The 25,516-nt window shown below is 36.5% G+C and carries 22 protein-coding genes; 16 read left to right on the plus strand and 6 right to left on the minus strand.

Translation table 11 applies throughout. The features are described from left to right. Positions 1 to 52 precede the first annotated feature (52 nt). Positions 53 to 3,847, plus strand: a complete 3,795-nt coding sequence (locus tag CG11_RS22615) for a T9SS type A sorting domain-containing protein (RefSeq protein WP_052599131.1) — start codon at positions 53 to 55, stop codon at positions 3,845 to 3,847. Positions 3,848 to 3,958: 111 nt separating this feature from the next. Here the strand turns inward: CG11_RS22615 and CG11_RS22620 are convergent, their stop codons facing one another. Then, entirely contained in the window at positions 3,959 to 4,345 is a 387-nt protein-coding gene (locus tag CG11_RS22620; protein WP_052599132.1) for a hypothetical protein, read from the minus strand. A 339-nt stretch (positions 4,346 to 4,684) separates the two neighbouring features. Here CG11_RS22620 and acs point away from each other — a divergent pair, with 339 nt between their 5' ends. After that, entirely contained in the window at positions 4,685 to 6,586 is a 1,902-nt protein-coding gene (acs, locus tag CG11_RS22625) for an acetate--CoA ligase (protein WP_052599133.1), read from the plus strand. An 82-nt stretch (positions 6,587 to 6,668) separates the two neighbouring features. Here the strand turns inward: acs and CG11_RS22630 are convergent, their stop codons facing one another. Further along, positions 6,669 to 8,078 (minus strand): PLP-dependent aminotransferase family protein, encoded by a 1,410-nt coding sequence (locus CG11_RS22630; protein WP_052599229.1) that lies wholly within the window; start codon positions 8,076 to 8,078, stop codon positions 6,669 to 6,671. 90 nt (positions 8,079 to 8,168) lie between these two features. Between CG11_RS22630 and CG11_RS22635 the strand changes: the two genes are divergently transcribed. The 4 genes from CG11_RS22635 (at position 8,169) to CG11_RS22650 (ending at position 10,886) form a co-directional block, all read left to right on the plus strand. Next, positions 8,169 to 8,642 (plus strand): cupin domain-containing protein, encoded by a 474-nt coding sequence (locus CG11_RS22635; RefSeq protein ID WP_052599134.1) that lies wholly within the window; start codon positions 8,169 to 8,171, stop codon positions 8,640 to 8,642. Between the two features lie 5 nt (positions 8,643 to 8,647). Next, on the plus strand, positions 8,648 to 9,535 hold the full coding sequence (locus CG11_RS22640) for a dihydrodipicolinate synthase family protein (protein ID WP_052599135.1): 888 nt from the start codon (positions 8,648 to 8,650) through the stop codon (positions 9,533 to 9,535). A gap of 289 nt (positions 9,536 to 9,824) precedes the next feature. Then, on the plus strand, positions 9,825 to 10,310 hold the full coding sequence (locus CG11_RS22645; RefSeq protein ID WP_052599136.1) for a hypothetical protein: 486 nt from the start codon (positions 9,825 to 9,827) through the stop codon (positions 10,308 to 10,310). A 120-nt stretch (positions 10,311 to 10,430) separates the two neighbouring features. Beyond that, a complete protein-coding gene (locus CG11_RS22650; protein WP_052599137.1) occupies positions 10,431 to 10,886 on the plus strand; it encodes a hypothetical protein in 456 nt (151 codons plus the stop codon). Between the two features lie 308 nt (positions 10,887 to 11,194). Here the strand turns inward: CG11_RS22650 and CG11_RS22655 are convergent, their stop codons facing one another. Then, positions 11,195 to 11,959 (minus strand): hypothetical protein, encoded by a 765-nt coding sequence (locus CG11_RS22655; RefSeq protein ID WP_052599138.1) that lies wholly within the window; start codon positions 11,957 to 11,959, stop codon positions 11,195 to 11,197. Positions 11,960 to 12,462: 503 nt separating this feature from the next. Between CG11_RS22655 and CG11_RS22660 the strand changes: the two genes are divergently transcribed. Both CG11_RS22660 and CG11_RS22665 read left to right on the plus strand, forming a co-directional pair. Then, the gene (locus CG11_RS22660) at positions 12,463 to 13,212 is read left to right on the plus strand and encodes a hypothetical protein (protein WP_052599139.1); all 750 of its coding nucleotides are present in this window, start codon (positions 12,463 to 12,465) and stop codon (positions 13,210 to 13,212) included. Positions 13,213 to 13,477: 265 nt separating this feature from the next. Next, entirely contained in the window at positions 13,478 to 14,074 is a 597-nt protein-coding gene (locus CG11_RS22665; RefSeq protein WP_156039867.1) for a hypothetical protein, read from the plus strand. A 322-nt stretch (positions 14,075 to 14,396) separates the two neighbouring features. On the opposite strand, the gene CG11_RS22670 is transcribed toward CG11_RS22665, so the two are convergent. Continuing rightward, positions 14,397 to 14,891 (minus strand): hypothetical protein, encoded by a 495-nt coding sequence (locus CG11_RS22670; RefSeq protein WP_052599141.1) that lies wholly within the window; start codon positions 14,889 to 14,891, stop codon positions 14,397 to 14,399. A 377-nt stretch (positions 14,892 to 15,268) separates the two neighbouring features. On the opposite strand from CG11_RS22670, the gene CG11_RS22675 reads away from it, so the two are divergent. The 8 genes from CG11_RS22675 to CG11_RS22710 all read left to right on the plus strand — a co-directional run bounded on the left by CG11_RS22675 (position 15,269) and on the right by CG11_RS22710 (position 23,975). Continuing rightward, positions 15,269 to 16,195: a hypothetical protein gene (locus CG11_RS22675; RefSeq protein ID WP_052599142.1), complete on the plus strand. Its 927-nt coding sequence runs from the start codon at positions 15,269 to 15,271 to the stop codon at positions 16,193 to 16,195. Between the two features lie 199 nt (positions 16,196 to 16,394). Further along, a complete protein-coding gene (locus CG11_RS22680; RefSeq protein WP_052599143.1) occupies positions 16,395 to 17,300 on the plus strand; it encodes a hypothetical protein in 906 nt (301 codons plus the stop codon). A 114-nt stretch (positions 17,301 to 17,414) separates the two neighbouring features. Then, the gene (locus CG11_RS22685) at positions 17,415 to 17,984 is read left to right on the plus strand and encodes a leucine-rich repeat domain-containing protein (RefSeq protein ID WP_197043915.1); all 570 of its coding nucleotides are present in this window, start codon (positions 17,415 to 17,417) and stop codon (positions 17,982 to 17,984) included. Between the two features lie 110 nt (positions 17,985 to 18,094). Continuing rightward, complete coding sequence (locus CG11_RS22690) at positions 18,095 to 19,096, plus strand: zinc-binding dehydrogenase (protein WP_052599145.1); 1,002 nt, start codon at positions 18,095 to 18,097, stop codon at positions 19,094 to 19,096. A 140-nt stretch (positions 19,097 to 19,236) separates the two neighbouring features. Beyond that, complete coding sequence (locus CG11_RS22695; RefSeq protein WP_063833192.1) at positions 19,237 to 20,520, plus strand: lipase family protein; 1,284 nt, start codon at positions 19,237 to 19,239, stop codon at positions 20,518 to 20,520. A gap of 9 nt (positions 20,521 to 20,529) precedes the next feature. Beyond that, a complete protein-coding gene (locus tag CG11_RS22700; protein WP_052599147.1) occupies positions 20,530 to 21,594 on the plus strand; it encodes a nucleoid-associated protein in 1,065 nt (354 codons plus the stop codon). Positions 21,595 to 21,791: 197 nt separating this feature from the next. Next, positions 21,792 to 23,168, plus strand: coding sequence for a DNA repair protein RadA (gene radA / locus CG11_RS22705; RefSeq protein WP_052599148.1), 1,377 nt, complete (start codon positions 21,792 to 21,794; stop codon positions 23,166 to 23,168). 3 nt (positions 23,169 to 23,171) lie between these two features. After that, complete coding sequence (locus CG11_RS22710) at positions 23,172 to 23,975, plus strand: MBL fold metallo-hydrolase (RefSeq protein ID WP_052599149.1); 804 nt, start codon at positions 23,172 to 23,174, stop codon at positions 23,973 to 23,975. On the opposite strand, the gene CG11_RS22715 is transcribed toward CG11_RS22710, so the two are convergent. Further along, positions 23,972 to 24,253, minus strand: coding sequence for a hypothetical protein (locus CG11_RS22715; protein WP_052599150.1), 282 nt, complete (start codon positions 24,251 to 24,253; stop codon positions 23,972 to 23,974). The two genes, CG11_RS22710 and CG11_RS22715, sit on opposite strands and share 4 nt — an antisense overlap. A gap of 17 nt (positions 24,254 to 24,270) precedes the next feature. After that, a complete protein-coding gene (locus tag CG11_RS22720) occupies positions 24,271 to 25,437 on the minus strand; it encodes an aminotransferase class V-fold PLP-dependent enzyme (protein WP_052599151.1) in 1,167 nt (388 codons plus the stop codon). Positions 25,438 to 25,516: the final 79 nt, after the last annotated feature.

The following is a 25,516-nucleotide window of genomic DNA, read 5'->3' on the forward strand; positions in this document are numbered from 1 at the left end:
TGTGCGCTTAAATGATCGCCCTCATCCTTTTTACTGAAAATCATTATATAAAATGAAAACAAAATTACAAGACCTAGCCCTATGTTTGTGCTTAGCCGTTACAGCATTGAGTTTGCAGGCACAAATTGCTTACCATGGATTTGAACAAAATGCTTCTGATACTTGGGGAGCTACTTTCTCAACCCCCGCTTGTACCAATGGTGGAGATATCTGGGATTATTCTACGAACCTAAGCGGAATTGTTCCCTCTGCTGGCACCCAATTTTGGGGAGTACAAGACTTAGATGGTAACTGTGGTAGCTCTGCAGGAGAGACCATTACTTTTGCAGATGTTAATGTTAGTAGTTTTACTGGTGTGACTATTAATTTTGATTACAATATTGTCGGTTATGATGGAGGAGATGATGTGTTTTATACCGTTGTTCTCGATGGTACTCCGCAAACTCAAGTGCAACTAGTTACAGGAGCAACAGGAGGTTTTTCTACAGGTGGATATGTTACGGAAACCATTAATATTCCCAACGGTACCAATACAGTTGGTCTAATTTTATTAGTAGACCAAAATGGTGGAAGCGACCGTGCTGGTTTTGATAACTTTATCCTAGATGGAACGGCAGTTGTTGCCTGTCCACATACTATTACGGGAGTAGCACCAAATTCTGGACCTGTCGGAACAGAAGTAACCATCACAGGAACAGGATTTACAGCTGGTTCAACAGTAACTTTTAATGGAATAGCTGCTAGTGCTGTGCAATTTATAGATGCAACGACTATAATAGCTACTGTTCCCACTGGTTCAACAACAGGAGCTATTGTGGTAAGAGAAGCAGCTTGCAATGTAACGGCTGCGACTAGTTACACTCTTTTAAACCAAAGTGGTGCTTGTAGCTCAGTTTTTAGTGATATTATCATTAGTGAGGTATTTGATAATAATGGTGGCTCTTTGGGGTATGTTGAAATTTATAATGGAACAGGAGCAACGGTAGACTTAACAAATTATCAAATTGACCGTTATGGTGATTTGGCTTCAGGAACCGTTACACATTCGTACAACTTTCCAGCGACAGGAGTAGGATCTTCTATTGCTGATGGACAGGTTTTAGTTGGGCGTATTAATAGTGGCGGCTCTGGGATCGAAGATTTTGATTTTGGAACAACAACAGCAGGTTTTAACGCTAATGATCGTCTAGAATTGATGTTTACCCCTACGAATACTTTAGTCGATGACTTCCACGATGCAGTAATTGGCGGAATCGGTTATGTATACAGAAGAAACAATACGATTACTGGTCCCAATCCTACATTTACAGCATCGGAATGGACTACCGCTACGACTGGCGATGAATCAGACTTAGGTGTTTTTAATGTAGCGGGGGGAACACCAACCATAACAACTCAACCTACTGATATTAGTGGTTGTGGCATTACTTTTTCTGTTAATGCAACAGCAGGTAATGGAGGTGCATTGACCTATCAATGGTTTTTTAATGAAAACGATGGGAGTGCCGTTAATTGGACTGCTGTGAGTGGAGCTGCTTTTCCTGGTACAACTGTAGCGGGCGAAACGAGTAGTACACTATCAATCACAGGAAGTTTGACCAACTATGATGGTTATCAATTTTATTGTCAAGTAACAGAGAATGGAACTTGTAATGTTTTAACAGAGGCTGTACAGTTTACCTTAGCTGCACAGCGCTTTTTCCGTACCGTAGCGAATGGAGATTGGACGAATACTAATACTTGGGAAATGGCTACCTCCGCAGCAGGACCGTGGTCACCAACTTGTGTTTATCCTTTATTTGACAATAGTGACTATATTCATATTTTAAATGGACATACCGTTAATATTGACCAAGATGTCGTTGTGGATGAAGTGGTGATTGAAGCAGGAGGAACGGTTTCTATTAATAACAACCGTTTATTTGCCTTTAATAATGGAACAGGAGTTGATTTGGAGGTGCAAGGAACTTTAATTGATAATGGTAATGGTGGTGGTGATGGTATGGATATGACAACCAATAACGCTACTTGGTTATTAGGTGCAAATGGAGAGTTGATAAAAACGGGTTCTAGTGCCATTGCACAGTATAGAGATAACTATGAAGGCGGTATTGCCACCATTCCTGCCACAGCAACATGGCGTTTCCGTCATAGTGGAAATAGTGGAACAATACCTGTTATTACTGTTGGTATGTTTTATCCTAATTTATATTTAGAGTCTACTAGTGGTAGCCATAGTTTTAATACAGCTGCCGAAGTATTTCAAGGAACGACAGGATTTATGACTGTAAAAGGAAATATGTATATCGGAAACAGTGGAACAGGTGCCGTAGACGTTTTTAATACCAATACCAGTACTACTCTAATGCAAATTTTAGGAGATTTAGTTATTGGAGGAAATGGTAGTACGGGGACTTCAAAAATTGAAAATAACCAAGGAGGAATTATTGGTACAGGTATAGAAGTATATGGAAACCTTCTAATCAATACAAATGGTCAATTGGACTTAGAAGATGGGACAGCCGCAGCAGATGGAATCGTAAGATTGCATGGAAATTGGACGGATTTGAACCCAGGCAATGGTTTTGAAGAAGGAGAAAGTACGATTGAGTTTGTTGGTACCACGAACCAAACAATTAATAAAGCTACCATCAGTGAAAACTTTTATAATGTAATCGTTAACAAGACTAATGGAACACTTCAGAACAATGCTAGTGACATGGTTATTGAAAATGATATGACCTTTACCAACGGTATTGTACTAACAACGGCAGCTTCTTATATTTTATTTGAAACAGCTGCAACAGCAACCAGTGCTTCTACTTTCAGTCATGTCGATGGTCCAGTTATAAAAGAAACAAGTGCGAGTGCTTTGACAACGTTTACTTATCCAACTGGCGATAATGGCGTTTATGGTGCGATAGGCATCGAAACAAGATTTAATACAGGAGAATTGTACATTGCAGAATATTTTTCTGTGGGATATGGTACTTATAATGTTAATACAACGGAATTAGATCATGTAAGTTCATTGGAGTATTGGACATTAGATGAGTTTGTAGGAGGAACGGGTGAAAACTTACGTGTTACATTACACTGGGGACCGCATAGTAACGTAATTTCTCCATCAAGTATTCGAGTGGGGCATTTCTTTACGCAAGCTCCAAGTGTTGTTGATCAATGGGAACGTGAAGGCGCTAGCCCCGTAATTACAGGGACAGCTGCTTCAGGAACAGTTACTTCTGATTATGTAACTTCTTTCAGTCCATTTACATTGGCAGATATAATTGCCCAGACTTCTTTGCCGCTAGAAATGTTGCGTTTTGAAGCAACAAAAGTAGAGCGTACAGCAGTATTAGAGTGGGAAGTTGCCAACGAAAAATCAGGAGATCGTTATTGCCTAGAACGTAGTGCTGATGCTCAAAATTTTGAAACACTAGTTTGTTTTGATGCGACTAGCGACCAAGCAACAGCTTTGTATAGTTATATAGACGAAACGCCATTCACAGGGTACAACTACTACAGAATACATCAAGTTGATTATACAGGAGTGTCGAATTATAGTATTACAAAGGCGTTGCAGTTCAATAAAGATAACATGGGGGTATGGATATATCCTAACCCTGCGAGCGAGCAATTGACAATTGAGTTACCTATCTTAATGAAAGGTACTTATGCAGTTCAAGTAATTGATGCATTGGGACGTACTTTAATTGAATCTAAGATTGCAGAGGGAAATGCTATGAAGGTATTAAATACCGAGATTTTGGCATCAGGGGCTTATGTGTTAAGAATAGAAGCGCCTAATGGAAGTGTTCATACTCGTAAAATCACAATACGACATTAGAAACTTCTGGAAATAACCAGTAGATATAATTTTGCGAGAGCCATTGGTTGAAATCAACAACCAATGGCTCTTTTATATTTTAGGAATACAGGACGATAAAGATATTGTAGCTTACGACGCATTTCGCTTGGACATAGAACTTAGTAGTAGTCCTAAGCCTCCACAAAGTAAGACTAGAATCACAATTAAATCAAAGGCAGACATGTATTGTAGACTAAAATGAGTGTTTGCTATCACGCCAAAAATTAGAGCAGCGAGTGAGCCAACTGTAACAATCCAAGCTAATGGGTTTCGAGCATTAAAAAATAACATTCCAACACCTAACATAAAGACCAGCATAATAGAACCTGAAGTAACGCCAATTCCTCCCACATTAAATAAAGAATAACGACCATGAAACATTGTTCCGATATCGACACGAATAGAATTTAACATCAGATACAAACCTCCAATGAACATAATGAATCCCATAAAAAAACGACCAATATTAGTACCCATAAGTTTTAGTTGTAATAATAATTATAAAATGAATTGTTCAGAGTCATTCTATAATTGCAATAATTTATAAAAAATGATATTGTCTGATAATCAGGTGCTTGTTTTTTTAGTGCTTGAGATTTAGGGCACTAATGACCAATTGTACAATATGATAAGTAGCACAATTTGATGTTATCATAACCAATCGTACAACAATACAAGTATACTAAAAAATTCCTAGACCCTAATTTTTTTAAGATATTCAATTCTTTATTATCTTGTATAGATCAGACAAATGAAAGCAAGCATTGATGCAAGAAAAACACCTTCTTTGACAAATCTCAATTTAATTCAAAAAATATGACCACACAAATAAAATCATTTGAACATTATCAAGAAGTCTATCAGAAAAGTATTGACGCCCCCGAAGCTTTTTGGGAAGAACAAGCTCAATCGTTTACTTGGCGCAAAAAGTGGAAGCAGGTTCTAGATTGGGATTTTAAGAAACCTTCTGTTAAATGGTTTGTTGGTGGCAAGTTAAATATTACAGAGAACTGCCTTGATCGTCATTTGGAAACTAAAGGAAATCAAACAGCGATTATTTGGGAACCCAATGAGCCAGGCGAGGCAACAGTAACCTATACTTATAAAGAACTACATGCAGAAGTATGTCGGTTTGCTAATGTGTTAAAAGCAAATGGGATTACAAAGGGAGATAGAATTTGTTTTTACATGCCTATGGTCGCAGAACTAGCCATAGCAGTGTTGGCTTGTGCTCGAATTGGAGCTGTTCATTCTGTTGTATTTGCAGGGTTTTCGGCTAAGGCATTGGCAGATAGAGTAAAAGATGCGGAAGCAAAAATGATTATTACTTCTGATGGTAATTATCGAGGTGCTAAAAGTATTCCCGTAAAGGCTGTTGTTGATGCGGCATTAGAGCAAGATTGCCATTCTGTAGAACGTGTTATTGTGTATCAACGCACGCATACTGCTGTGGAAATGAAGGAAGGTAGAGACCTATGGTGGCATGAGGAAATGCGTCAACAAGATGCTGTTTGTGAAGCAGTAGAAATGGATGCGGAAGATATGCTATTTATTCTGTATACTTCAGGGTCTACAGGAAAACCCAAAGGGGTGGTGCATACTTGTGGAGGGTATATGTTGTATACAGAATACTCCTTTAGAAATGTTTTTCAGTACCAAGATGGGGATGTTTACTGGTGTACAGCCGATATTGGATGGATTACAGGTCATTCATATATTGTATATGGTCCTCTGTTGGCTGGAGCGACAACAGTCATGTTTGAAGGAGTGCCAACGTATCCTGATGCGGGGCGATTTTGGCAAATTTGTGAAAAGCACCAAGTCAATCAATTTTATACAGCACCAACTGCTATTAGAGCATTGCAGGCAATGGGGGACGAGTATGTTACCAATAGTGATTTGAGTAGTTTGAAAGTATTGGGAACCGTAGGAGAACCCATTAATGATGAAGCATGGCATTGGTATAATGACGTAGTAGGGAAGCAAGCTTGTCCCATTGTGGATACGTGGTGGCAAACAGAAACTGGTGGAATTATGATTTCTGCCTTGGCAGGGCACACGCCCCTAAAACCTTGTTATGCTAGCCTGCCTTTGCCTGGGATTCAGCCTTGTTTGGTAGATCCTAATGGAAAGGAGATCGAGGAGAATGAAGTAGAAGGACTATTGTGTGTAAAGTTTCCTTGGCCTTCTATGATTCGAACGACGTATGGTGACCATGAGCGTTGTCGTCAAGTTTACTTCTCGGCATTTGAAGATAAATATTTTACTGGAGATGGGGCAAGGCGCGATGCCAATGGGTTTTATAGAATTATTGGGCGAGTAGATGATGTGATTAATGTATCTGGACATCGTTTTGGAACCGCAGAAATAGAAGATGCTATTAATGGTCATCTAAATATTGTTGAGTCCGCAGTAGTGGGATATCCGCATGATATCAAAGGGCAAGGAATTTATGCTTATGTCGTTGCCAAAGACCCTATTCAAGATATGGAAGCCTTTAGACAAGAGGTTTTGTTTATTGTTACTAAAGAAATAGGGCCTATTGCCAAGCCAGATAAAATACAAATTGTAGAAGGGCTTCCTAAAACTCGTTCGGGTAAAATTATGCGCCGAATTTTGCGGAAAATAGCTAGTGGCGATACTTCTAATTTGGGCGATACCTCTACCTTATTGAACCCAGATATTGTTCAAACAATTATGGATGGGGCACTGGTCTAGAGTCCAATATTGACTAGGTTATGGCGAGTTGTCTTTCTTTTTGGGGCGGGATAAGTTCTGTCCCAAAAAGAAGACATCAAAACTATATCAATAACTTGCTTAGTTTGATAATAGCCATTTCTAAATATTCGTTTTCGATACTGCCATAACCCAAGCGCAAACCATTGACAGTATAATCAGGATTGTATTTAGAAATATCTGCAATTCGAATACCTTGTTGTTCCAATTGAGCAAGAAGCAGCGACAAGTCAACATCTTGAATAGGACGAATCCAAAATGCTAATCCTCCCGTTGGTAAATCATAAGTAACTTTATTGTGTAAATGCTTGACAAGTAGCTTCTCTACGTATTGTCGTTTATTTTTATAATACCGAATCGCTCTTTTGGTATGTCGTTTAATAGCCCCATCCTTAATTAATTCTACAATTGCTTGTTCCATGATGGTATCATTTTGTATGTCAATGATTTCTCGCAACGAACTTATCTCTTTAATTAAATCAGTATGTCCAACTAGATACCCAATTCTCAACGCAGGAGCTACAATTTTACTGAATGTACCAATGTAAATATAATGGTTGGTATTGGTATAGCTAGCAATGGGTAAAATTGGGCGGTTGCCAAAATGAAATTCATGATCGTAATCATCTTCAATAATTTTGAAATGATATTTTTGAGCCAACTCAATTAGTTGTAACCTTCTTTTTAGGCTTAGTGTAACCGTAGTGGGGTATTGATGGTGCGGCGTCACATAAATAGCTTTGATGTTGGAATATCTTTGGAGTATCTGCTCTATTTCTTGTATGAGAACCCCTTCTTTGTCTACATTAACAGGGAGTACTTGGGCACCTGCTTGTTCAAATGTTCTCCACGCAGGACGATAACCTGGATGCTCTACTAGGACATAATCGTTTGGAGTTAGCAAGCACTGGGCTAATAAATATAAGGCCATTTGGCTGCCTCTAGTAATACAGGTTTCTTCTAATTTAACTTGCATTCCTCGTTTGTGATTAAGCATCTGAACAACCAAAGCTCTAAGTTTAGGATTGCCTTGGCTATCCGTATAGCCCAATAGAGTATGTTTAGATTTTAAACTAAATACTCGTCGATAAGCACTCGCCAATTCCTTTATAGGAGCTATTTTAGTATTGGGAACACCATCGTCAAGAGTGATTATAGGCTTGGTATGGTTGGACGGTACAACCAAAGGAGCCTGTTTAGGGGCTTCTAAATCCATAGAAATATCAGCAACAAAAATCCCAACTCTATCCTTAGAGACCAACCAACCTTCTATAATTAAAATATCAAGTGCTTTTATCAACGTATTTCGATTGACACCAATTATTTGAGCCAATTGTCTAGTACTTGGCAGAATTTCTTGTGGCTTCAATCGACGGTTCTTGATTGCTGCAATAATCGCATCTGCAATTTGCATATAAACAGCTTTGGGAGTTGTTGTTGTCACTTCAATATTAAAATCCCATAATCGCTTCATTGGTCTACTATTTTTTGTGAAAACTGTATCACTAATATAGACCAAAGGTACACTATCTTTGGCAGGTATTAATAACAAAAACACAAAATTATGAATGAAAGTAAAAAGTTTAGTTCCAAGGATTTTCACCAAACGTATGCTCAATTAAAAACAGTTATCCCTGAAAAATTGATTCATAGAGCGGTAGAAAAAGCAGGAGTACACAACCAATTTTCGGAGGAGAGAAAACATCCTGTATTTTTTGTTGACTTGCCAAGTAAGAATATAAGTATTACGATTGGAGGGCTGCTAGGTGATCAAGTGACGAACCTACATCGTCATACTTATGAAACCATGCTGTATGTCGTAGAAGGGGCAGGGTGGACTGAAATTGAAGGTGAAAAAATAGAGTGGAAAGCGGGCGATGCCGTTTATATTCCTTCTTGGGCTTGGCACCGACACGGTAACTTGAGTAGTGAGGTAGCAGCAAAATACATTGCTTGTGAAAATGCTCCGCAGCTTCAAAATTTAGGCTTGGCACTTAGAGAAGAGGAAGGAAGAGATTTTTTTAAAATTCAAAAATAAAAATAATGACAAAGAAAGCGTTTAAAGGGATTATTGCTTATCCGATTACACCTTTTACAGAAAATGAAACCGTTGATATCTCGCTTTTTAAAGAGCAGGTAGAACAACTAATTATTAATAACGCAGATGCAATTGCGCCTCTAGGAAGTACTGGTGTGCTACCTTATTTGGATCGTACAGAAAAACAGTTGATTGTAAAGGCAACTATAGAACAAGTAGCAGGAAGAGTACCTGTGTTGGTTGGTGTTTCTAACTTAACGACCAAAGAGACAATAGAAGATGCGATTTATGCAGAATCTGCGGGAGCACAAGCTGTTATGATTATTCCTATGAGTTATTGGAAGTTGACAGATGATGAAATATATGACCATTATAAAAAAGTGGCTGATCAGGTCAATATACCTATTATGGCATATAATAACCCTGCAACAGGAGGTGTTGATATGTCGCCCCAATTGCTCAAACGTTTATTGGGAATACCAAATGTTACGATGATTAAAGAGAGTACAGGAGATATACAGCGGATGCATTACCTTAAGAAAGAACTAGGAGATCAAGTTGATTTTTTTAATGGTTCTAACCCTTTGGCATTGGGGGCATTTGTTGCAGGGGCAACAGGGTGGTGTACTGCGGCACATAATCTAATTCCTAAATTAAATGTTGCACTATATCAGGCAATACAAAACAATGATTTAAAACAAGCACAAGTTTTGTTTTATAAGCAAGTTGATGTTCTAAAATTTATTGTAGAAAAAGGACTTCCTAGATCTATACAAGCTGGTTTGGAAATATTAGGCAAAAAGGGTGGTCATTTAAGGAGTCCTCTTAATGTATTATCCAATGAGGATAAAGAACAATTGAAGGTATTACTTGAGCATGCTACGATAGAATAGATATTTGTTGAAAGGGTCTAATTAGGAATCTCTAAGTTTTGTAATTACTTAATTTTTAAGAGATTCCTATTTTTATTTGTAAGGAAAATGGATTGAATTATTGGGTAACTGTTACTCACAGTTAATTTGTCTGTTATGTTTTATTAGGAAATTCAACGCTTCAGCCGAGGTAAAGTAAACGACAAAGGTTGGTGAAGGGAGCAACTAAGTGTGAATTCTTTCGTATGTAAAACAGTTATTTATCATTAGATGATTGTATTGGTGCAGTATAAAGACTTTAAAATTTAAAATGACAAAACTTTTCAAACTAGTATTTTTAGCTACGTTTGTATTGGTGGTAAATTATCTCATTACCTTATGGAGTATTGTTACCAATAGTAAGATTATTATGTTGAGTAGGGAGGGTACAAGTACAGAGGCTTGTTGTCATTACTTATTGACACAAATAGGTCTATCAATAGCTTGTTTTGTATTAGTAATTGTTGGTAACCCTAATATCTTGCCTATAAGGCATCACAATACAACGATAAGGGGAGATGGAGAACTGATTTTAGATGATTTAGAACAGCCGAGAAGGGATACATTGACGAAAGCTGAAAGACAGAATATTCAATTTTTGAGAGGAATCAATTTTATTAATATCCTTACTAGCCTTATTTTCTTCTTTTTGCTTTGGTTATGGCAAGATGATACACTTATTATTGTATTAACAATACCTTGGGCAATCGTTCAAGGGGTGTTTAGCTTTATAATATTATTTGTTGTAGCTCGCTAATTTGAAATGTAACAAAAGTTTTTGATTGTTATGATGGCTTATAGAGGAGATTCATATTGAGGGCAATTTATAACAGAACAATAGCAGCGAAGCTAATTTGATTAATAAACAAAGTACATCATGAAAGACAATCAAACACTGAAGTGGCTATTAGGGGGGATGGCTATTTTTTCTATCCTCTACATCTTATTAGCATTTATTATATTAGCACAAGGACATTCTTGGAAGTGGTATGCCCAACTAGTACGAGTCTGTTATGGCATTATTTTGTTTTTGTTAGGAATACGCCTATTGCTTTGTTTTGTCTTTTGGAGTGATTGGGATAAATGGAAGGGGCAATTCAGTGATTGGGAGGCAGGGATGCTTTTGGATGAAAATTGGAAAAAAGAGAATCGAGATAACACTCCGTATGCAGGGCGAAAACTAGATATTTGGATTAGTAGTCTGCATTTGTGTATGGCCTTGTTTTTAATACTTGGTGAGTGGGGGATAGGAGTGGGTTTTGCTAATATTATGGTCATAGGAATCGTTTATGCAGCATTTTTAGCTATCCTAGGATTAGCTCAATTTTCTTAAAAAAAGCGAATATTTGTTAAAATAATAGAATTCTCTTGTTTTTATTTGTAATTAGTCTAAATAGGTATTATGTTTGCAAACGTTTCTATGTAGTTCATTTTTTTAATTGATTTTTAAAGAACTACAAAATCAAATAACAATAAAAAATAGGATGATGAATCCATTAGAAATGAACAATGTTCCCACGACTGTAATACCAAGTTTTGATTGTAAAAACTGCAAAAAGAAATGTTGCAAAAAGTACAAAAAAGGCAAAAAACAATGTAAGCGTTGTCCTAAGTTACCTCAATTGTAAGCACATCGTTGCTTTATTGGGACGTTATTCGTTGGTATAGCCTGTCGCTAAAAAGGAATTTACTATAAAAAGAAATGGCTTTATTGTGCCCATAAATTTTGTTAAATGCCTGTGGGGATTCGGTTAGATTGTTGCGAATGGTTCCTTCCAGTATTTGTGTTTCGAACTCTCCTAATAACTGTACCTGTCTTTTGGTTAGTTTTATTAAATGTTTTCCTGTCGTCCTTGCTTGGGTTGGAATAGGATTATGTTGATAATAATCGCATCTTTTATAAGCCATGTAGTAACCGTCCCCTTTTTTGATAATACTAGTTTGGCTGGCAGGTATGCGCATCTCTTCATGCGTGTTCCCATAATAAGAAGAATAAAAAATCAAGGTGTCCGTACTCTTCATTCGCTCTAAAAATGAAGGATAATTTCTATTAAAAAAGAAACAAGTTAGATCAATGTCTGGCATATTAGTATAGGTATAAAAATAGTATACATTAGAAGCCAAGATGCTGTCAAGAGGCGTAAAAATTATTTTATAATGTCCTTGAGATAGGTTTAACGTTTGTGTTGCAACATAGTCCAATTGCTTGACTAAAGTATCCATTGTTGCCGAGGAGTAGGGAGTAACCGAAACCATTTCATACAATTCAAACTTTCCTTCCATTTTGAGTTGGCTACTAGATATGCAAGATATATCTATCGTCAAATTGATAGAAACTTGTCCCTTTGTATTGTAGCTTGATAAGCCTAGACCTAAAGTCAGCAATAGAATAAACCTTGTTTTCATTTGTTGAGAATGTGCTTTCTGTTAAAATAAATCTTTCCCAAAATAGTCCTCCATTTTTATAGATGCCAGTAAGATCTGTTTCGGTGTACCGCAACTACTAGCCATAGTTTTATAATAACATCCGTTGTTGAAATAGTTCTCTATTATCTCACTGAAATTGGTATTTCTAATTTTCTGATATAGCAAGATTTTGATGCTATTTTTTTAGGTTAAAATAGGTGTTGTTTTTTAATTATTTGATTTTTAATATTTTATAATGGTGGAGGTGTGTGTTGTAGTAGTTTTGTAGTACCTCTATGTAGGGCTTTTGTATAAGGTATAAAATAGGAAAACCTCCAAGTTCGGTCGTTATTTGTAGCAAGAAATGATTGGTAGGCATTAGGCACGACATCATTTTACAATGCTTACAATACCTATTCGAATAGTTGTCTAGTGTTGACAAAATAATCTCTAACTAGACATTTAAAGCATTTAATTATTCAATTACCTTTTAAATTCAAATTATGAAATCATTAAAGATTAATTTCTTATTCGTGAGCTTATTCACAGCTACATTACTATCTATTTTTGTTATTTCTTGTGAAAAAGATTTGCCAGCTCCTGTACAAGATGAAGCGGTTCAAACTATAGAACCTCACATCGAATCGACCATTGTTACATTAGAAAAAGACGACCCGATTCTCAAGTCGTTGCAAGCATCACAAGATGTTCAAAATTACAATACTACAGCAGGACGATTGTTGTGGGAGCAAGCCGCAATGATTACCTACAATAGCGAAGAAACGCTTCCGTTGCTATTAGTACCGATTGACAATGGTGTAGAAGGCGCTTTGTCTATGTTTGTAGCAGCTTACAATGAGACAAAAGGAGAGTTTCATGCTTTTATCAATAATTTTGATTTGCCTTCTAGTACTTCTGTCGAAGAGGGCTATACTGGAACGATAGAGTATAAAACAGTACAGAATGTAATGGCTATGAAAGCAGATTATGAAAAAGGGAAACTAGTCAAAGAGTATCAACCTGATTTGAGTCATGCCAATTATAGAGGGGTGAATATAGATTGCTTTTTGACGTGTATTCGCTTGGCGGGAGCTGCCTCCATCTTGTCAGGTGTACCTGTTGTTTGTGCTTCTTCAGCTTCTTGTTGCTTGGCTGCCCCCGCGCCCGTTAACCCATGTTGTGTGGTATTTGCAGGCTGTATTTTATACCAAGGAGGCGTAGCAGGTGCTTGTGCGTGGAATTGTTGGGAATAGATTTTTCTGACCACTTACTTATGACTAATACTCCGTTGATTTTTTAGTTTTCCTACGAACCCGTAGGCTCACGAAGTAAAAACGTAAAAAAGCATCTTGCATTAGTTTGATTATCAGTCTTTTAGTGTAAAGGTTAATAGAAATGCATTTTGCTGGTAATCAAACTAATACGATTTTTCAACGGAGTAATGTATGACTGGAACAGATAGGTAAATCTAAACTTGCATTGTTTTTTTATATTTTAACTCTTTTAAAACTTTTAAGTATGAAATCACTGAGCATTAATTTTTGGTGCATGAATCTATTTATAATTGTTATAGTATCTTTTTTTACTATTTCTTGTGAAAAAGACATCCCTACAGATCCTCAAGTTGTAACAGAGGCTGCCTCTGCTGACCCTGTTACTAATCGTTATTTGATGCCTAAGGGCTTTGGCGAAAAATCAGAAGCAGAACAAGCAACTATTATAGAAAAACTAAGCATTGAGGAGGTAGCGGAATTGAAAGAAAACCTTAAGGTAGCTTTGTATCTAAAAGAAATTGGAAAGTATGAAGCAATCTATCAAGATTTAAAGGAAGGACAAACGTTTCTAGAGCTAGAATTGGGAGATAATTTGTCTAAAAGAGAAATGAGTGAATTAACCATTTTTACACCATCTTTGACGTCTTTGGATCAAATGTTTAAAGGTAGAATTTGTACTACTTGGTGGCATTACTACACTTGGATGGGATCAGGCTCTGATTGCTTAAACTTAGCTTGTTGCGCTTGTTGTGAGTGGAAGGCTAGATGGAGAAGTTGTTGGACTATATTGGATGGTTCTTATGTAGAAGAAAACAGAAAGTACTGGAATATGTGTTGGTAACTTTTAACAACAGTTCGTTGAAAAACTTTATTAGCTTGATAATTAACAAGTTATAATTTCACTGTGTTTCATGTTAAGAATTTGATTATCAAGCTAATATAAATGTGCTTTTTTATCTTTTTGGTGAAAAAGTAAAAAACTAAGCTTGCGCCCTCATGAGCATAGCGAACTAATCAACGAACTACTATTTTAATAGAGAACTTTTAAATAGTAGGTATAACAAGACTAGTATAGCAGTCTAAAAAAATGAGTCATCCTAGTGTAGAGGATGACTCATCTTTTTTATTTTATGATACTTTTTTGTCTATGTAATTGTATCGTATTAGGCTGTTCTAGCAAAGTCTTTTTGATAGACTAAGACTCCAAAACTCGTAATCATGCTCATTACAAACACCTCTAAAAACAACATAGAAGCAGCTACTAGCGGAATATAAGTAATCCCTGTTTGGCTACTGATTGTTGTCATATTTGTTGTAATAGTTGCCAAACTAAATCCGCTAATTGGTTGTGTAATAAAATAGGCAATTAACATGACAACAGCAGCTGTAATGGAAGCTATAGCTGAAAAAAGAATTCCTTTTTGGAAGAATCTATATTTATTTGTGACGTGATTTTTTAGTTTGGATAGCCCAATAGCTAATGGAAATGCTAAAATAAAGTATTTCAAAAACTTAAAAGCAATTGTATTTGCTGGGTTAAATAGTTCAACTATAATCAAAAAGCCAATCATGGTAACTGCTCCAAAAAGACCTGTATACATGGCTGTTTTTGAAATGTTTATTGTTGACTTTTCTTTGACGGTTATATCGTTATTCATAATTTTATGTATTTTTTGTTAAAAATATAGCCAAACACGAAAAAGGGGACGTGAGAGTTTTAGAGTTTTTTGAAATTTGTGACGTGTTTGTATTAGTATAAACAAGTAAAAAGATAAATTGTTTATAAAGGGTTGATTGTCCTTAAGGATGCATATTCTTTTAAATCTTGAAAAAGGTAACTAAGTGATAGCCGAATAAACCTGTGCTAGTAGGACAAAGGAGTTGCTCATGGAATAATCAACAGAGTATTAAAATTTATTAGCTATCTTTTTCTAGATAAGTAGAAGGACTTTCTATTTTTGCAAAAAGCATTGATGAAAAGATGAACCTAATGATTTTGGTATTGTTTTAAGTGGTAAATAAGAAAAGTAGAAAAATGGAAATACGATTGCTAAAGCGGGAAGAAATAGAAGCCCCAAAATGGAATGGCTGTGTGCATTACGCTGCTAATAGTAAAATTTATGGTTATACTTGGTACCTTGATAATGTAACCAATGATTGGATGGGCTTGGTAGAAGGAGATTATCAATCTGTTTTTCCTTTGGTCTGGAACGATAAGTTGTTTAAAATAAAACAGCTCTACCAACCTTTTTTGTGCCAGCAATTGGGTCTGTTTACGGTTAATATACGTTCCAAAGAGCGCATTCAGAAGTTTTTGGAAGCAATTCCAGAAGACTTTAAGTATTGGGATTTGAGCTTAAACGATGGCAATAGTAATATCTTGAAATTAAAAGAGTACGAGACGATTCAAAAAAAGAATTATCACCTTGATCTTAGCAAGCCATACGATGACTTGTACCAAGCTTATTCCAAAAACGTAAAACGAAATCTCAAAAAGGCATTGAATGAAGGTTTATATTTGACTAGTAATTTAAAACCAGAGACCTTTGTTGCGGAGGTTAAAAAAGCGCAAGAAGCAAAGGGCGTACAACATCCAGAAGCATTGTATCATACTGCTCATCGAATTATTTGGAATTGTTTGCACCGAGGAAAAGGAGTGATTACAGCTGCTTTCAACACCAATAAAGAATTGTGTGCGGCTATTTTTTTTATGTTTGATGGACGTGCTATTATTAATTTGTTAAATGTCAGTACAGCTATTGGTAAAGAAGTGGGTGCAATGGCTTATTTATTGGATGCGACAATTAAGCGAGAAGCAGAAAGTGTTAAGTATATTGATTTTGAAGGCTCCTCTGTTCCTGGAATTGCTCGTTTTTATGAAAGCTTTGGGGCAGAAAATGTCCCTTATTATCAATTGAAAATAAATAAATTGCCTTGGTGGCTAAAGTGGAGGAAGAAATAACGGTTGCGATTTGCTAGTAGAAATCTATAAAATCTACTTGTTTTCTTCAGTTTTTATGACTAAATTGTAGATTAAGAAGGAGTAAATATTTTTAGAGGTATCTTTAAACCTATTTTCACTATTTTTGACAGCATATGCTGGTGCGCTGTAACTATTCTTAGAGAATTACTTTACAATGTGCTAGGCTAAAAAACATACAATGGCAAAGGATTTGGATGATATATTAGATGGAGATGATGACTTGGCATCGTTCTTTAAAGAGGATGAAAATGACGAGGACGATTTAGCCTCTTTGTTTGCAAATGATGAAGACGAAGATGATTTGGCTTCTTTTTTTGAAAACGAAGAAGAGGATGATGATTTAGCCTCTTTTTTTGATGACAATGAAGGAGAGGAGGATGACTTAGCATCGTTCTTTGAGGACGAACCTGAAACGACCAATAGCGAAGATGATTTAGATTTGGCTTCCTTTTTTGATAATGATGAAGAGGATGATGAGGAAGATGACGGAACAGGACTTTTTGGAGAGATCTTAGGAGCTTTATCAAGTAAGCCAGATCCCATTCTTCCATATAAAAAAGAAAAAAGAAAAGCTAAGTTGGATATTACCAAGAACTCAAAAGAGGATCATCGTGATATCAAGCGGTATACTAAGAGTGAATTGCAAGAGCAGTTGAAACGAGACTATAAGTACATGCTTGGCAAGCCCTATATGGTTATTCAACCGGTAACAATATTGGCAGATTACCCTTACAAAAAGAAAAAGAGTAACTCAGACGCTATCAATGATCATAATGTAGAATACGACTATGTGTTGGTGATTGGAAAACTACTAAAATGGCGATCAACAGAAGAATTTAGAGGCAAAGCCTATAAACTAGGCGAAATTATGTACATGAAACGTGGGGTGTATTGGGTTAATGGAAAACAGGTGCGTATGGAACCTCATTTTGCGATTGTGCTACACCGATCTTATAAGAGAATTAAGTCTAAACGGATTCGAGATTTGTTGGCGCCATTAAAGCAACGCCTGCGTGCAGGCAAACCTTTTAGTATTTATAAAGAGTTTCCTATTATTGTAGAAAGAACGGGTGTATTTAGTTAAAAAGTCCTTTTAACATTCCATTAAACGACACTAATGTTGATCAAAGAGCTTATTTGCCAACTTGAAAATGGTTGTGTAGAGTGGCTGTTTTGTAAATCTCAAAAAATATCCCTTATGAATTATTTTACATTTATTGCTGCTGTTTTATGTGCCCTAAGCTGCTCCAAGCAGCAATTGCCAGAAGGGCATTGGCAGGCAAGCCCTTCCGAAAAATCTGAGGCTAAAAATACTAGAATACTGAATGTAAACAGTGCTTCATGGACACATATCTCTAAAGACATTGTTTTATTTGATGGATTGGAACGACTCAATTTTCAAAATAATACATTGGAAGAATTGCCTGAATACATCGATAAGTTGAGCAACCTAAAGCGTTTAAATCTTGCTAGTAATAATTTGGAAGAATTGCCAGCGACACTCAAAAAATTAAATCATTTGGAGCGACTTAATATTAGTGATAATAAATTCTCCAATTTGCCGAAGGCCATTCTAGGTTTATCGAATTTGGAGGTATTGGATCTTAGAAACAACAACTTGAGTGAGTTGCCAAAGGACTTAACAAAGTTAGAAAAGTTAAATGCAATCTATATTGGTGGCAATAATTTCACAGAAGAACAACGAAAAATCTTTAGAAAGTGGCTACCTTACACCAAAATTATATTACGCTCAGAAAAACGAAAGTAAATCATATCGCTGTAAGTTTTTGACCACTTATGTGTACATCTTTCCGACAAAGAAAGACTATCAACTGTAAAGGTGTATGGTTTGCTTGTGTTTCTAACTAACGAATCATCATGAAAGCTTTAACACTTCAAGCACCTAAAACACCGATCACTTGTCAAGAAATGCCTCAACCAACTCCTACAAAGGGGCAAGTACTGGTAAAAATAAAAGCAGCAGCCATCAATCATCGAGATGTTTACATTACACAGGGGTTGTATCCTGGTGTTGTCACACCAATTATACTAGGTTCAGATGGAGCAGGAGAAGTGATTGAAGTTGGAGAGGATGTTTCTTCTTCTTGGTTGAATCAATCCGTGGTTTTGAATCCAAGTATTGGCTGGGATAGTGCTCCCAATGTACAACCCAACAATTATCGTATCTTAGGAATGCCTGACAATGGATGTTTTGCAGAGTATATAGCTGTTGATGTCGATCAAATTAGAAAAGCACCTAGTCATTTGTCTTTTGAACAAGCTGCGGCTTTGCCTTTAGCTGGCTTGACGGCTTATAGAGCTTTGTTTTCTCGTGCTCAATTGCAAAAAGGAGAACGTGTTCTAATCTCTGGAGTAGGTGGAGGAGTGGCTTTGTTTGCTTGTCAATTTGCCATTGCGGCAGGCGCAGAAGTCTATGTGACCTCTGGATCTAAGGAAAAGATTGAAGCAGCCATTGCCTTGGGAGCAAAAGGAGGTGTTTCTTACAAAGAAGAAAATTGGCACAAACTATTGCAAGAAAAAGCAAAAGGAGGCTTTGATGTGATTGTAGATAGTGCAGGAGGAGACGGATTTAAATATTTCTTGGATGTAGCCAATATGGGAGGACGGATTGTATTTTATGGAGGCACAAGAGGTAGTTTTAAAGTGAATCCTCAAAAGGTATTTTGGAAGCAATTGTCTCTTTTGGGGTCTACCATGGGAAACACAAAGGAGTTTGAACAAATGTTAACATTTGTTGCAACCACTCAATTGATTCCAGTGGTAGATAGCACATGGAAATTAGAAGAAGGGGCTAAAGCATTTGATTATATGGATCAAGGAAAACAATTTGGAAAAATTGTTTTCTCAATGGAGGATTAGGAACTAAAATTGCTATTAGATGTCATCGAGAAAAAAAGGCTTATCTTTCTTTCAATTATTTGCCTCAATAGTTAGCAGCACAAAAAATTACTAATAAGGTGGCTACTATGTGGAGTAATATGATTCATAATACAAAAGCAATGTTTAAAAAACTTTACCTCTTATTGGGATATTTATGTGTATTAATGCCAACTATATGGGGGCAAGGACTCCAAAGTTATACATTTGATCCACCTACCTATGAGCAGAAATGCATTCAATATTTTAATGATACAGCAAGTGGTGTCAATAATGTGAATGCCTTTATTCTTGCTAAGATGACAGAGTTGATGTATTTGGAGCGCTTGGATTATCAAATGCGTTATTTAGCCAATGGTTGTGAACCGATTGACACACTACAATCAACCGATTGGTTTCGTTCGCATTGTGCGGTCAAAGATACGAACTTTCAAGAGGTCTATGCAGAGCGGTTTAAGCATTATTTTAATAATCCATTAGAAATAGAGGCACTAGAAGAGTCACAGCGTTTGGATAAACGGTATGATCGGCATACTCGTTTTAAGTTTATTCATAAAATTCATACGCAGAGTGCTCGGTTTATGGGGATTTTTAAGTATAAATCAGGGCTAGATCCTGAATTGATGGTTATTTCAACACCTGAAACGATTTTTATTTTGTTTCGAGGAACAGATGATGTCGGAAAGAATAAATGGGCAGAATGGTTTGGAACTGATTTGAGAATTAATCAAACTCCAGCAGGCGGAGCTCTGGCAGGAACACGAATTCATACTGGGTTTTGGCTAAGTTTTGATTTGATTCGAGATGAATTAATTGCGACGTTGGCACAGTTTAATGCCAAGGATAAAAAAATATGGGTCGCAGGGCATAGTTTGGGAGGGGCGCTTTCTGTGATAACGGGTACGTATTTAAAATCGTATGGTTTGAATGTACAAAATGTGTATGCGTATGCTTGTCCTCGTACAATAGGAAACAAAGCTTTTATTAAAAAAGCCAATGAATTGCTACCCAATAGAATTCAACGATTTGAATATTTTAAAGATCCTATTACGCTGCTTTGGGCGCCTGGGTACAAGTATCATTATGTTGGACAACGCAATTGGTACGATGAAGAAAAATTAGGAAAATTTAAATTGTACAAAAAAGCAAAAGAAAGAGTCGTGGTGACAGGAGGATTTAAAAGATATCCTTATATAGATACCAAAGATAGGAAAAATGCGCGCAGGATTCGACGAAATCAACTGAGTGGAACAATTTGTATTGGAATGGGAATTCTGCATTATCACAATCCTCAATGGTATGTAAAGGCTGCTTATGAACAACTAACAGAAGAAGAAAAAGCTCATTTGCCCCAAATAGATGATAGTTATCCTTATCTTTACTACGGAAGAAAAGATTGTAAATAAATTATTATAATGGAACAGAATATACATATAGATGAAGTAACCATGACTAAATTGGTGCTTCACAAGGTTGGCAACAAATCTCAAGACGAGGGCATCCGTATTGCCAAAAAATTATTTAATCTAACGGATGAATTGTTGGATGTGTTGATGTCTTATTTCCTTAGTGGGTTTAAGTTAGAAGAAAATTATGAATTTAACCATGAGGTAGATTTGAGTATGAACGAAATTTATAATTATTGTTCGTACATTTTTGATGATGTTGAGGCTAATTTTTATGAACAGTCGATTAATATTCTAAAGCATCTATACGATAAGTCGAATCATGTAAAAGTGAAAGGGGGAGAACTCTATATTGCATATTTTCAAGATTGTATTGTCAACGATGAAATGGTAGATGCGATTGGGATTTTTAAAGCCGAAAACAAAGATACCTACCTGAAACTTAAGTTGGACGAAGAGGAGGAATGGACCTTAGATTTTGAAGAAGGGACAGATATTTCTAAACTGGATAAAGGTTGCTTAGTATTTAATACAAGCAAAGAAACAGGTTATCGAGTTGTTTCTATTGACTTAAAAAGTGCCGATGCTAAATATTGGAAAGATGAATTTTTGATGATAACAGAAGTTCAAGACAGTCGCTTTCATACCAAATCTTATCTAGAGATGTGTAAGGAGTTTGGCAAAAAGGCTTTTAAGGAAGAAGATAAACACGAGCGTGTGGATTTTCTAAATCGCTCCAAAGATTATTTTGAGCACTATAAGGAGTTTGATGAAGCGGAGTTTAAAGAAATGATTTTTGAAGATAATTATGAGAAAATAGATGCCTTTGAAGCACACAAACAGGATTTTCAAGAAAAATTAGGAATTGAAGATACAGCCGAAGAACCGTTCTATATTGATAAGCCTGTTGTTAAAAAAGCGAAACGAGGTTTCAAAAACAATATTCAATTGGACACGCAAATGGAAATTAAAATTTTATCTTCTCAAGCGCAAGCCGATGGCTTTTTGGAGCGAGGGTACGATGAAGAAAAGGAAATGAAGTATTATAAGATTTATTTTAATAATGAAAAGTAACCTTTTGGAAAGGCAAGTACATAATTATGATAGCCTACTAATTTTATTAGTGGGCTATTGTATTTCTAAGAATAGGTATGATGCTCTAAGCAGGTCAATAGGTATTCACCAATTAATAACTTGATTGTTGTCATTTTTTTGCGTATAATTGAAGCCGTATTGTAAGAATATGCTACCTTAAAATAAAAAAAGAACCAATGGCAAAAGTTCAAAAAGTATTTGCGTGTACAAGTTGTGGAACTACTTATTCTAAATGGACAGGGCAGTGCAATGCTTGTGAGGAATGGAATACCATCCAAGAAGAAATTGTAGTTAAAGAAAGTGCTAAACAAGAGGCTAAAAATATATGGCGGAAAGGCACCAAAAAAGAAAAACCTAGACCCAAAAAATTAGCACAGATTGAAACAGGTACCACGCAACGCCGAGAGACACATGATGGTGAACTCAACCGTGTGTTAGGGGGAGGTATTGTTGATGGGTCGATGGTGCTAATAGGCGGTGAGCCAGGAATCGGTAAATCTACATTGATGCTGCAATTGGCGCTCTCTTTGGAAGCAAAAATATTGTACATTTCTGGAGAAGAAAGCGAAGAACAAATTAAGATGCGCGCAAACCGCTTGGGGAAAACACCTGAGAATTGCTACATTATGTCAGATACTAGTCTGTCTAATGTGTTGATGCAAGCACAATTGTTGGAACCTGATATTTTAATTATAGATTCTATTCAAACCATTACATCGGCACACATCGAGTCGGCACCAGGAAGCATTTCGCAAGTACGAGAATGTGCTACGGAGTTTCAGCGTTATGCCAAAGAAAGCGGTGTGCCAGTATTTATCATTGGGCACATCACAAAAGAAGGAGCTATTGCAGGACCCAAAGTGTTGGAACACATTGTAGATGTTGTGCTGCAATTTGAAGGCGATCGAAACTACACACATCGCATTTTGCGTACCATTAAGAATCGTTTTGGTTCTACTTCGGAATTAGGAATTTATGAGATGCAAGGGATTGGTTTGAGAGAAGTTTCTAATCCATCAGAATTATTATTATCACAAAAAGAAGAAGACTTAAGCGGTTCGGCTATTGCAGCTACCCTAGAAGGAATTCGACCGATGTTGATAGAAACCCAAGCACTGGTAAGTACGGCTGTTTATAGTTCTCCTCAACGTTCTGCGACAGGCTTTGATTTGCGTCGATTGGGAATGTTGTTGGCTGTATTGGAAAAACGTTGCGGGTTTCAGTTTGTGAGCAATGATATATTCCTCAATATTGCAGGAGGCATCAAAGTGAATGATCCAGCGATAGATTTGGCGATTGTTTGCGCTCTAATTTCCTCTCTAGAGGATGTTTCTTTGCCTAGTAATATTTGTTTTGCAGGAGAAATTGGTTTGTCGGGCGAAATTCGTTCTGTACAACGAGCAGAGCAACGGATTCAGGAAGCCAATCGCCTTGGGTTTGAACAGATATTTGTACCTAGGTTTAATATGAAAGGAATTGATCAAAAGAATTATGATATTGAAATTATACCTGTAGGAAAAGTAGAAGAACTGTATAATATCTTATTTGCATAGAAAATGGAAGAGCTCGTTCAGCGTTTTCGGTTTGTTGTTCCTCAGTCAAAAACAATTCCACAAATGGGAGTAAATGCTTTCTTTGTCGATGGTTTATTAATTGATACAGGACATCGAAATGCACAAAAACAGGTCATGAAGGCGTTTGGTGATTTGCCAATAGAGCAAATTATTTTAACACACCACCACGAAGATCATACAGGCAACCTAGCAGCTTTAAAACAGAAGATAAATGTTCCTATGTATGCACATGCCTATTGTGCCAAGCTGATGGAATCCCCTCCGCCTGTTTGTTTTATAGAGCGAAAAACATGGGGGGCTAATACGGCTGTATCGGGCATTCAACCTGTTGATAAAACCATAGAAACCAATCGATACAAATTTCATATCGTGCATACGCCTGGTCATTCGGAAGATCATATTTGCTTGTATGAACCGAATCAAGGCTGGCTGTTTTCGGGAGATTTGTATGTTCACCATTACATTCGTTATTTTATGGCAACGGAAAGTGTGATAGAGCAAATAGAGTCGCTGAAAAAAGTATTAAAATTAGATGTTCATCGGTATTTTTGTAGCCACAGTTTTAAAGAAGATTCCTTTGTAGAGCGATTTACAAAGAAATTACAGTTTTTGGAAAACTTTTATGGAATAGTAGTTGAGTTGCATCAGAAAGGGTTTAGTCCTTCAAGCATTATGAAAGAAATTAAGATGAAGGAACAGTGGTTGATTCGATTGCTATCTGGGGGCTGGCTGTCTGGTATTAATATGGTACGTTCTGCGATTAGAGATGCTGAAAGAAATAGTTAGGATTGGTGTATCAATTGAGTTAAAAGTTCTATATGTTCCTCAACAGGTGTCTCTATTCGAGCTCGGATACTAGTATTGCCTTCAATTCCTTTTAGGTTTAATTTTCCGTCTATTCTAAGTTTAAAAAACGGTCTAGCAAAATGGGGATAATATTGTAGCTTCCCTTCTTTTCCTAAGTTTTTAATATGGTTGGCATCAAGTGGTCGAGATAAAATAATTTCTTTGATCATGGATCCATCCAAACAATCCTCTACATGGTGCATTTCAAGTATCTTCATAAGTGTAAATATAATTTTTAGTGGTTGTTTGTCATTAAAAGAATTTCTTGAATTGCTTTAATAAAATATTCAATTTCGGCATTGGTTGTAAAGAAAGAGGGACTAACACGGACCGTTCCGTCTTTAGGAGCATTGATAGGCGCATTAACAAGAGGAGCACAGTGCAAACCTGTACGAACGATTATTTGATAGTTTTGTTCTAGCAAATAGCCAATATCAGCTGTTTCTATACCATCTATGGTAAAGGATAGAATGGTTGTTTGTTGTTCGAGAGGAGCGTATATTCGAATTAGAGGATAAGTGGAAAAGGAATCTTTTATAATTTGAATTTGTTTCTGAATTTTTTGACGAATAATATCAAGACCTATTGTTTGAATAAACTGAAGGCCTGCATCAAGAGCAGCAATACCTACTATATTACTAGTGCCTGCCTCGTAGTAAGTTGGACGGTGTGTGGGCTGATATAGGAAATCACTCTGAGCGCCAGTACCACCAACTTTCAACGGTGCTAATGCAATATTTTGTCGAATATAAATGCCACCAATGCCAGAAGTTCCATAAAGTGCTTTGTGTCCAGTGAACGTTAAAATATCAATAAACATATCTTGAACATCAATAGGATAAAGCCCTGCACTTTGAGCAGCATCTACCACAAAAGAGATGTGTTTTGATTTTAAGAAACGCCCAATTGTTTTTAAGTCATTTAAAGTCCCCATTACGTTAGAACAGTGATTAAGGACTAGAGCAACGGTATCTGGTTGTATGTGTTTTTCTATAGAATTGAGCGTAATCCTACCGTACCGATCACTATTGATAATCGTCAAACGAATTTGTTGTTCCCGTTCCATGGTCTTTAAAACTCTCAAGACAGAGTTGTGCTCAAGACTTGTTGTCAATACGTGTTTTCCCGTCCAGTTACTTCCTTTCAGTGCAAGATTAAGGGACTCTGTCGCACTAGAAGTAAAGACAATATCAGAGGGAGAGGGAGCATTAAATAAGGTGGCAAGAGCCTTTCTACAGTTTTGTTGTATAGCCTGTTTGGATTGCGAGAGGTTATTTCTAGAATTATGTAGAGGTGGTTGGATCAATATCTTCGTAACAGCATCGACTACCGAAGGTGGTTTAGGAAAGCTGGTAGCGGCATTATTCAAGTAGACATACTCTTCCATATTGCAATAGTTCATTGAGGAACTTTATTTGATTGATAATTAATGATTTATGAATTTACTGCATTTTGTGTTAAAATTTTAATTATCAAACTAA

The organism is Aureispira sp. CCB-QB1 (assembly GCF_000724545.1).
Taxonomy (GTDB): Bacteria; Bacteroidota; Bacteroidia; order Chitinophagales; family Saprospiraceae; genus Aureispira.

Excerpts from the sequence above, each read along its gene's own strand:
- CG11_RS22615 (WP_052599131.1), top strand. The coding sequence starts at position 53 with ATGAAAACAAAATTACAAGACCTAGCCCTATGTTTGTGCTTAGCCGTT.
- CG11_RS22620 (WP_052599132.1), bottom strand. The coding sequence starts at position 4,345 with ATGGGTACTAATATTGGTCGTTTTTTTATGGGATTCATTATGTTCATT.
- acs (WP_052599133.1), top strand. The coding sequence starts at position 4,685 with ATGACCACACAAATAAAATCATTTGAACATTATCAAGAAGTCTATCAG.
- CG11_RS22630 (WP_052599229.1), bottom strand. The coding sequence starts at position 8,078 with ATGAAGCGATTATGGGATTTTAATATTGAAGTGACAACAACAACTCCC.
- CG11_RS22635 (WP_052599134.1), top strand. The coding sequence starts at position 8,169 with ATGAATGAAAGTAAAAAGTTTAGTTCCAAGGATTTTCACCAAACGTAT.
- CG11_RS22640 (WP_052599135.1), top strand. The coding sequence starts at position 8,648 with ATGACAAAGAAAGCGTTTAAAGGGATTATTGCTTATCCGATTACACCT.
- CG11_RS22645 (WP_052599136.1), top strand. The coding sequence starts at position 9,825 with ATGACAAAACTTTTCAAACTAGTATTTTTAGCTACGTTTGTATTGGTG.
- CG11_RS22650 (WP_052599137.1), top strand. The coding sequence starts at position 10,431 with ATGAAAGACAATCAAACACTGAAGTGGCTATTAGGGGGGATGGCTATT.
- CG11_RS22655 (WP_052599138.1), bottom strand. The coding sequence starts at position 11,959 with ATGAAAACAAGGTTTATTCTATTGCTGACTTTAGGTCTAGGCTTATCA.
- CG11_RS22660 (WP_052599139.1), top strand. The coding sequence starts at position 12,463 with ATGAAATCATTAAAGATTAATTTCTTATTCGTGAGCTTATTCACAGCT.
- CG11_RS22665 (WP_156039867.1), top strand. The coding sequence starts at position 13,478 with ATGAAATCACTGAGCATTAATTTTTGGTGCATGAATCTATTTATAATT.
- CG11_RS22670 (WP_052599141.1), bottom strand. The coding sequence starts at position 14,891 with ATGAATAACGATATAACCGTCAAAGAAAAGTCAACAATAAACATTTCA.
- CG11_RS22675 (WP_052599142.1), top strand. The coding sequence starts at position 15,269 with ATGGAAATACGATTGCTAAAGCGGGAAGAAATAGAAGCCCCAAAATGG.
- CG11_RS22680 (WP_052599143.1), top strand. The coding sequence starts at position 16,395 with ATGGCAAAGGATTTGGATGATATATTAGATGGAGATGATGACTTGGCA.
- CG11_RS22685 (WP_197043915.1), top strand. The coding sequence starts at position 17,415 with ATGAATTATTTTACATTTATTGCTGCTGTTTTATGTGCCCTAAGCTGC.
- CG11_RS22690 (WP_052599145.1), top strand. The coding sequence starts at position 18,095 with ATGAAAGCTTTAACACTTCAAGCACCTAAAACACCGATCACTTGTCAA.
- CG11_RS22695 (WP_063833192.1), top strand. The coding sequence starts at position 19,237 with ATGTTTAAAAAACTTTACCTCTTATTGGGATATTTATGTGTATTAATG.
- CG11_RS22700 (WP_052599147.1), top strand. The coding sequence starts at position 20,530 with ATGGAACAGAATATACATATAGATGAAGTAACCATGACTAAATTGGTG.
- radA (WP_052599148.1), top strand. The coding sequence starts at position 21,792 with ATGGCAAAAGTTCAAAAAGTATTTGCGTGTACAAGTTGTGGAACTACT.
- CG11_RS22710 (WP_052599149.1), top strand. The coding sequence starts at position 23,172 with ATGGAAGAGCTCGTTCAGCGTTTTCGGTTTGTTGTTCCTCAGTCAAAA.
- CG11_RS22715 (WP_052599150.1), bottom strand. The coding sequence starts at position 24,253 with ATGAAGATACTTGAAATGCACCATGTAGAGGATTGTTTGGATGGATCC.
- CG11_RS22720 (WP_052599151.1), bottom strand. The coding sequence starts at position 25,437 with ATGAACTATTGCAATATGGAAGAGTATGTCTACTTGAATAATGCCGCT.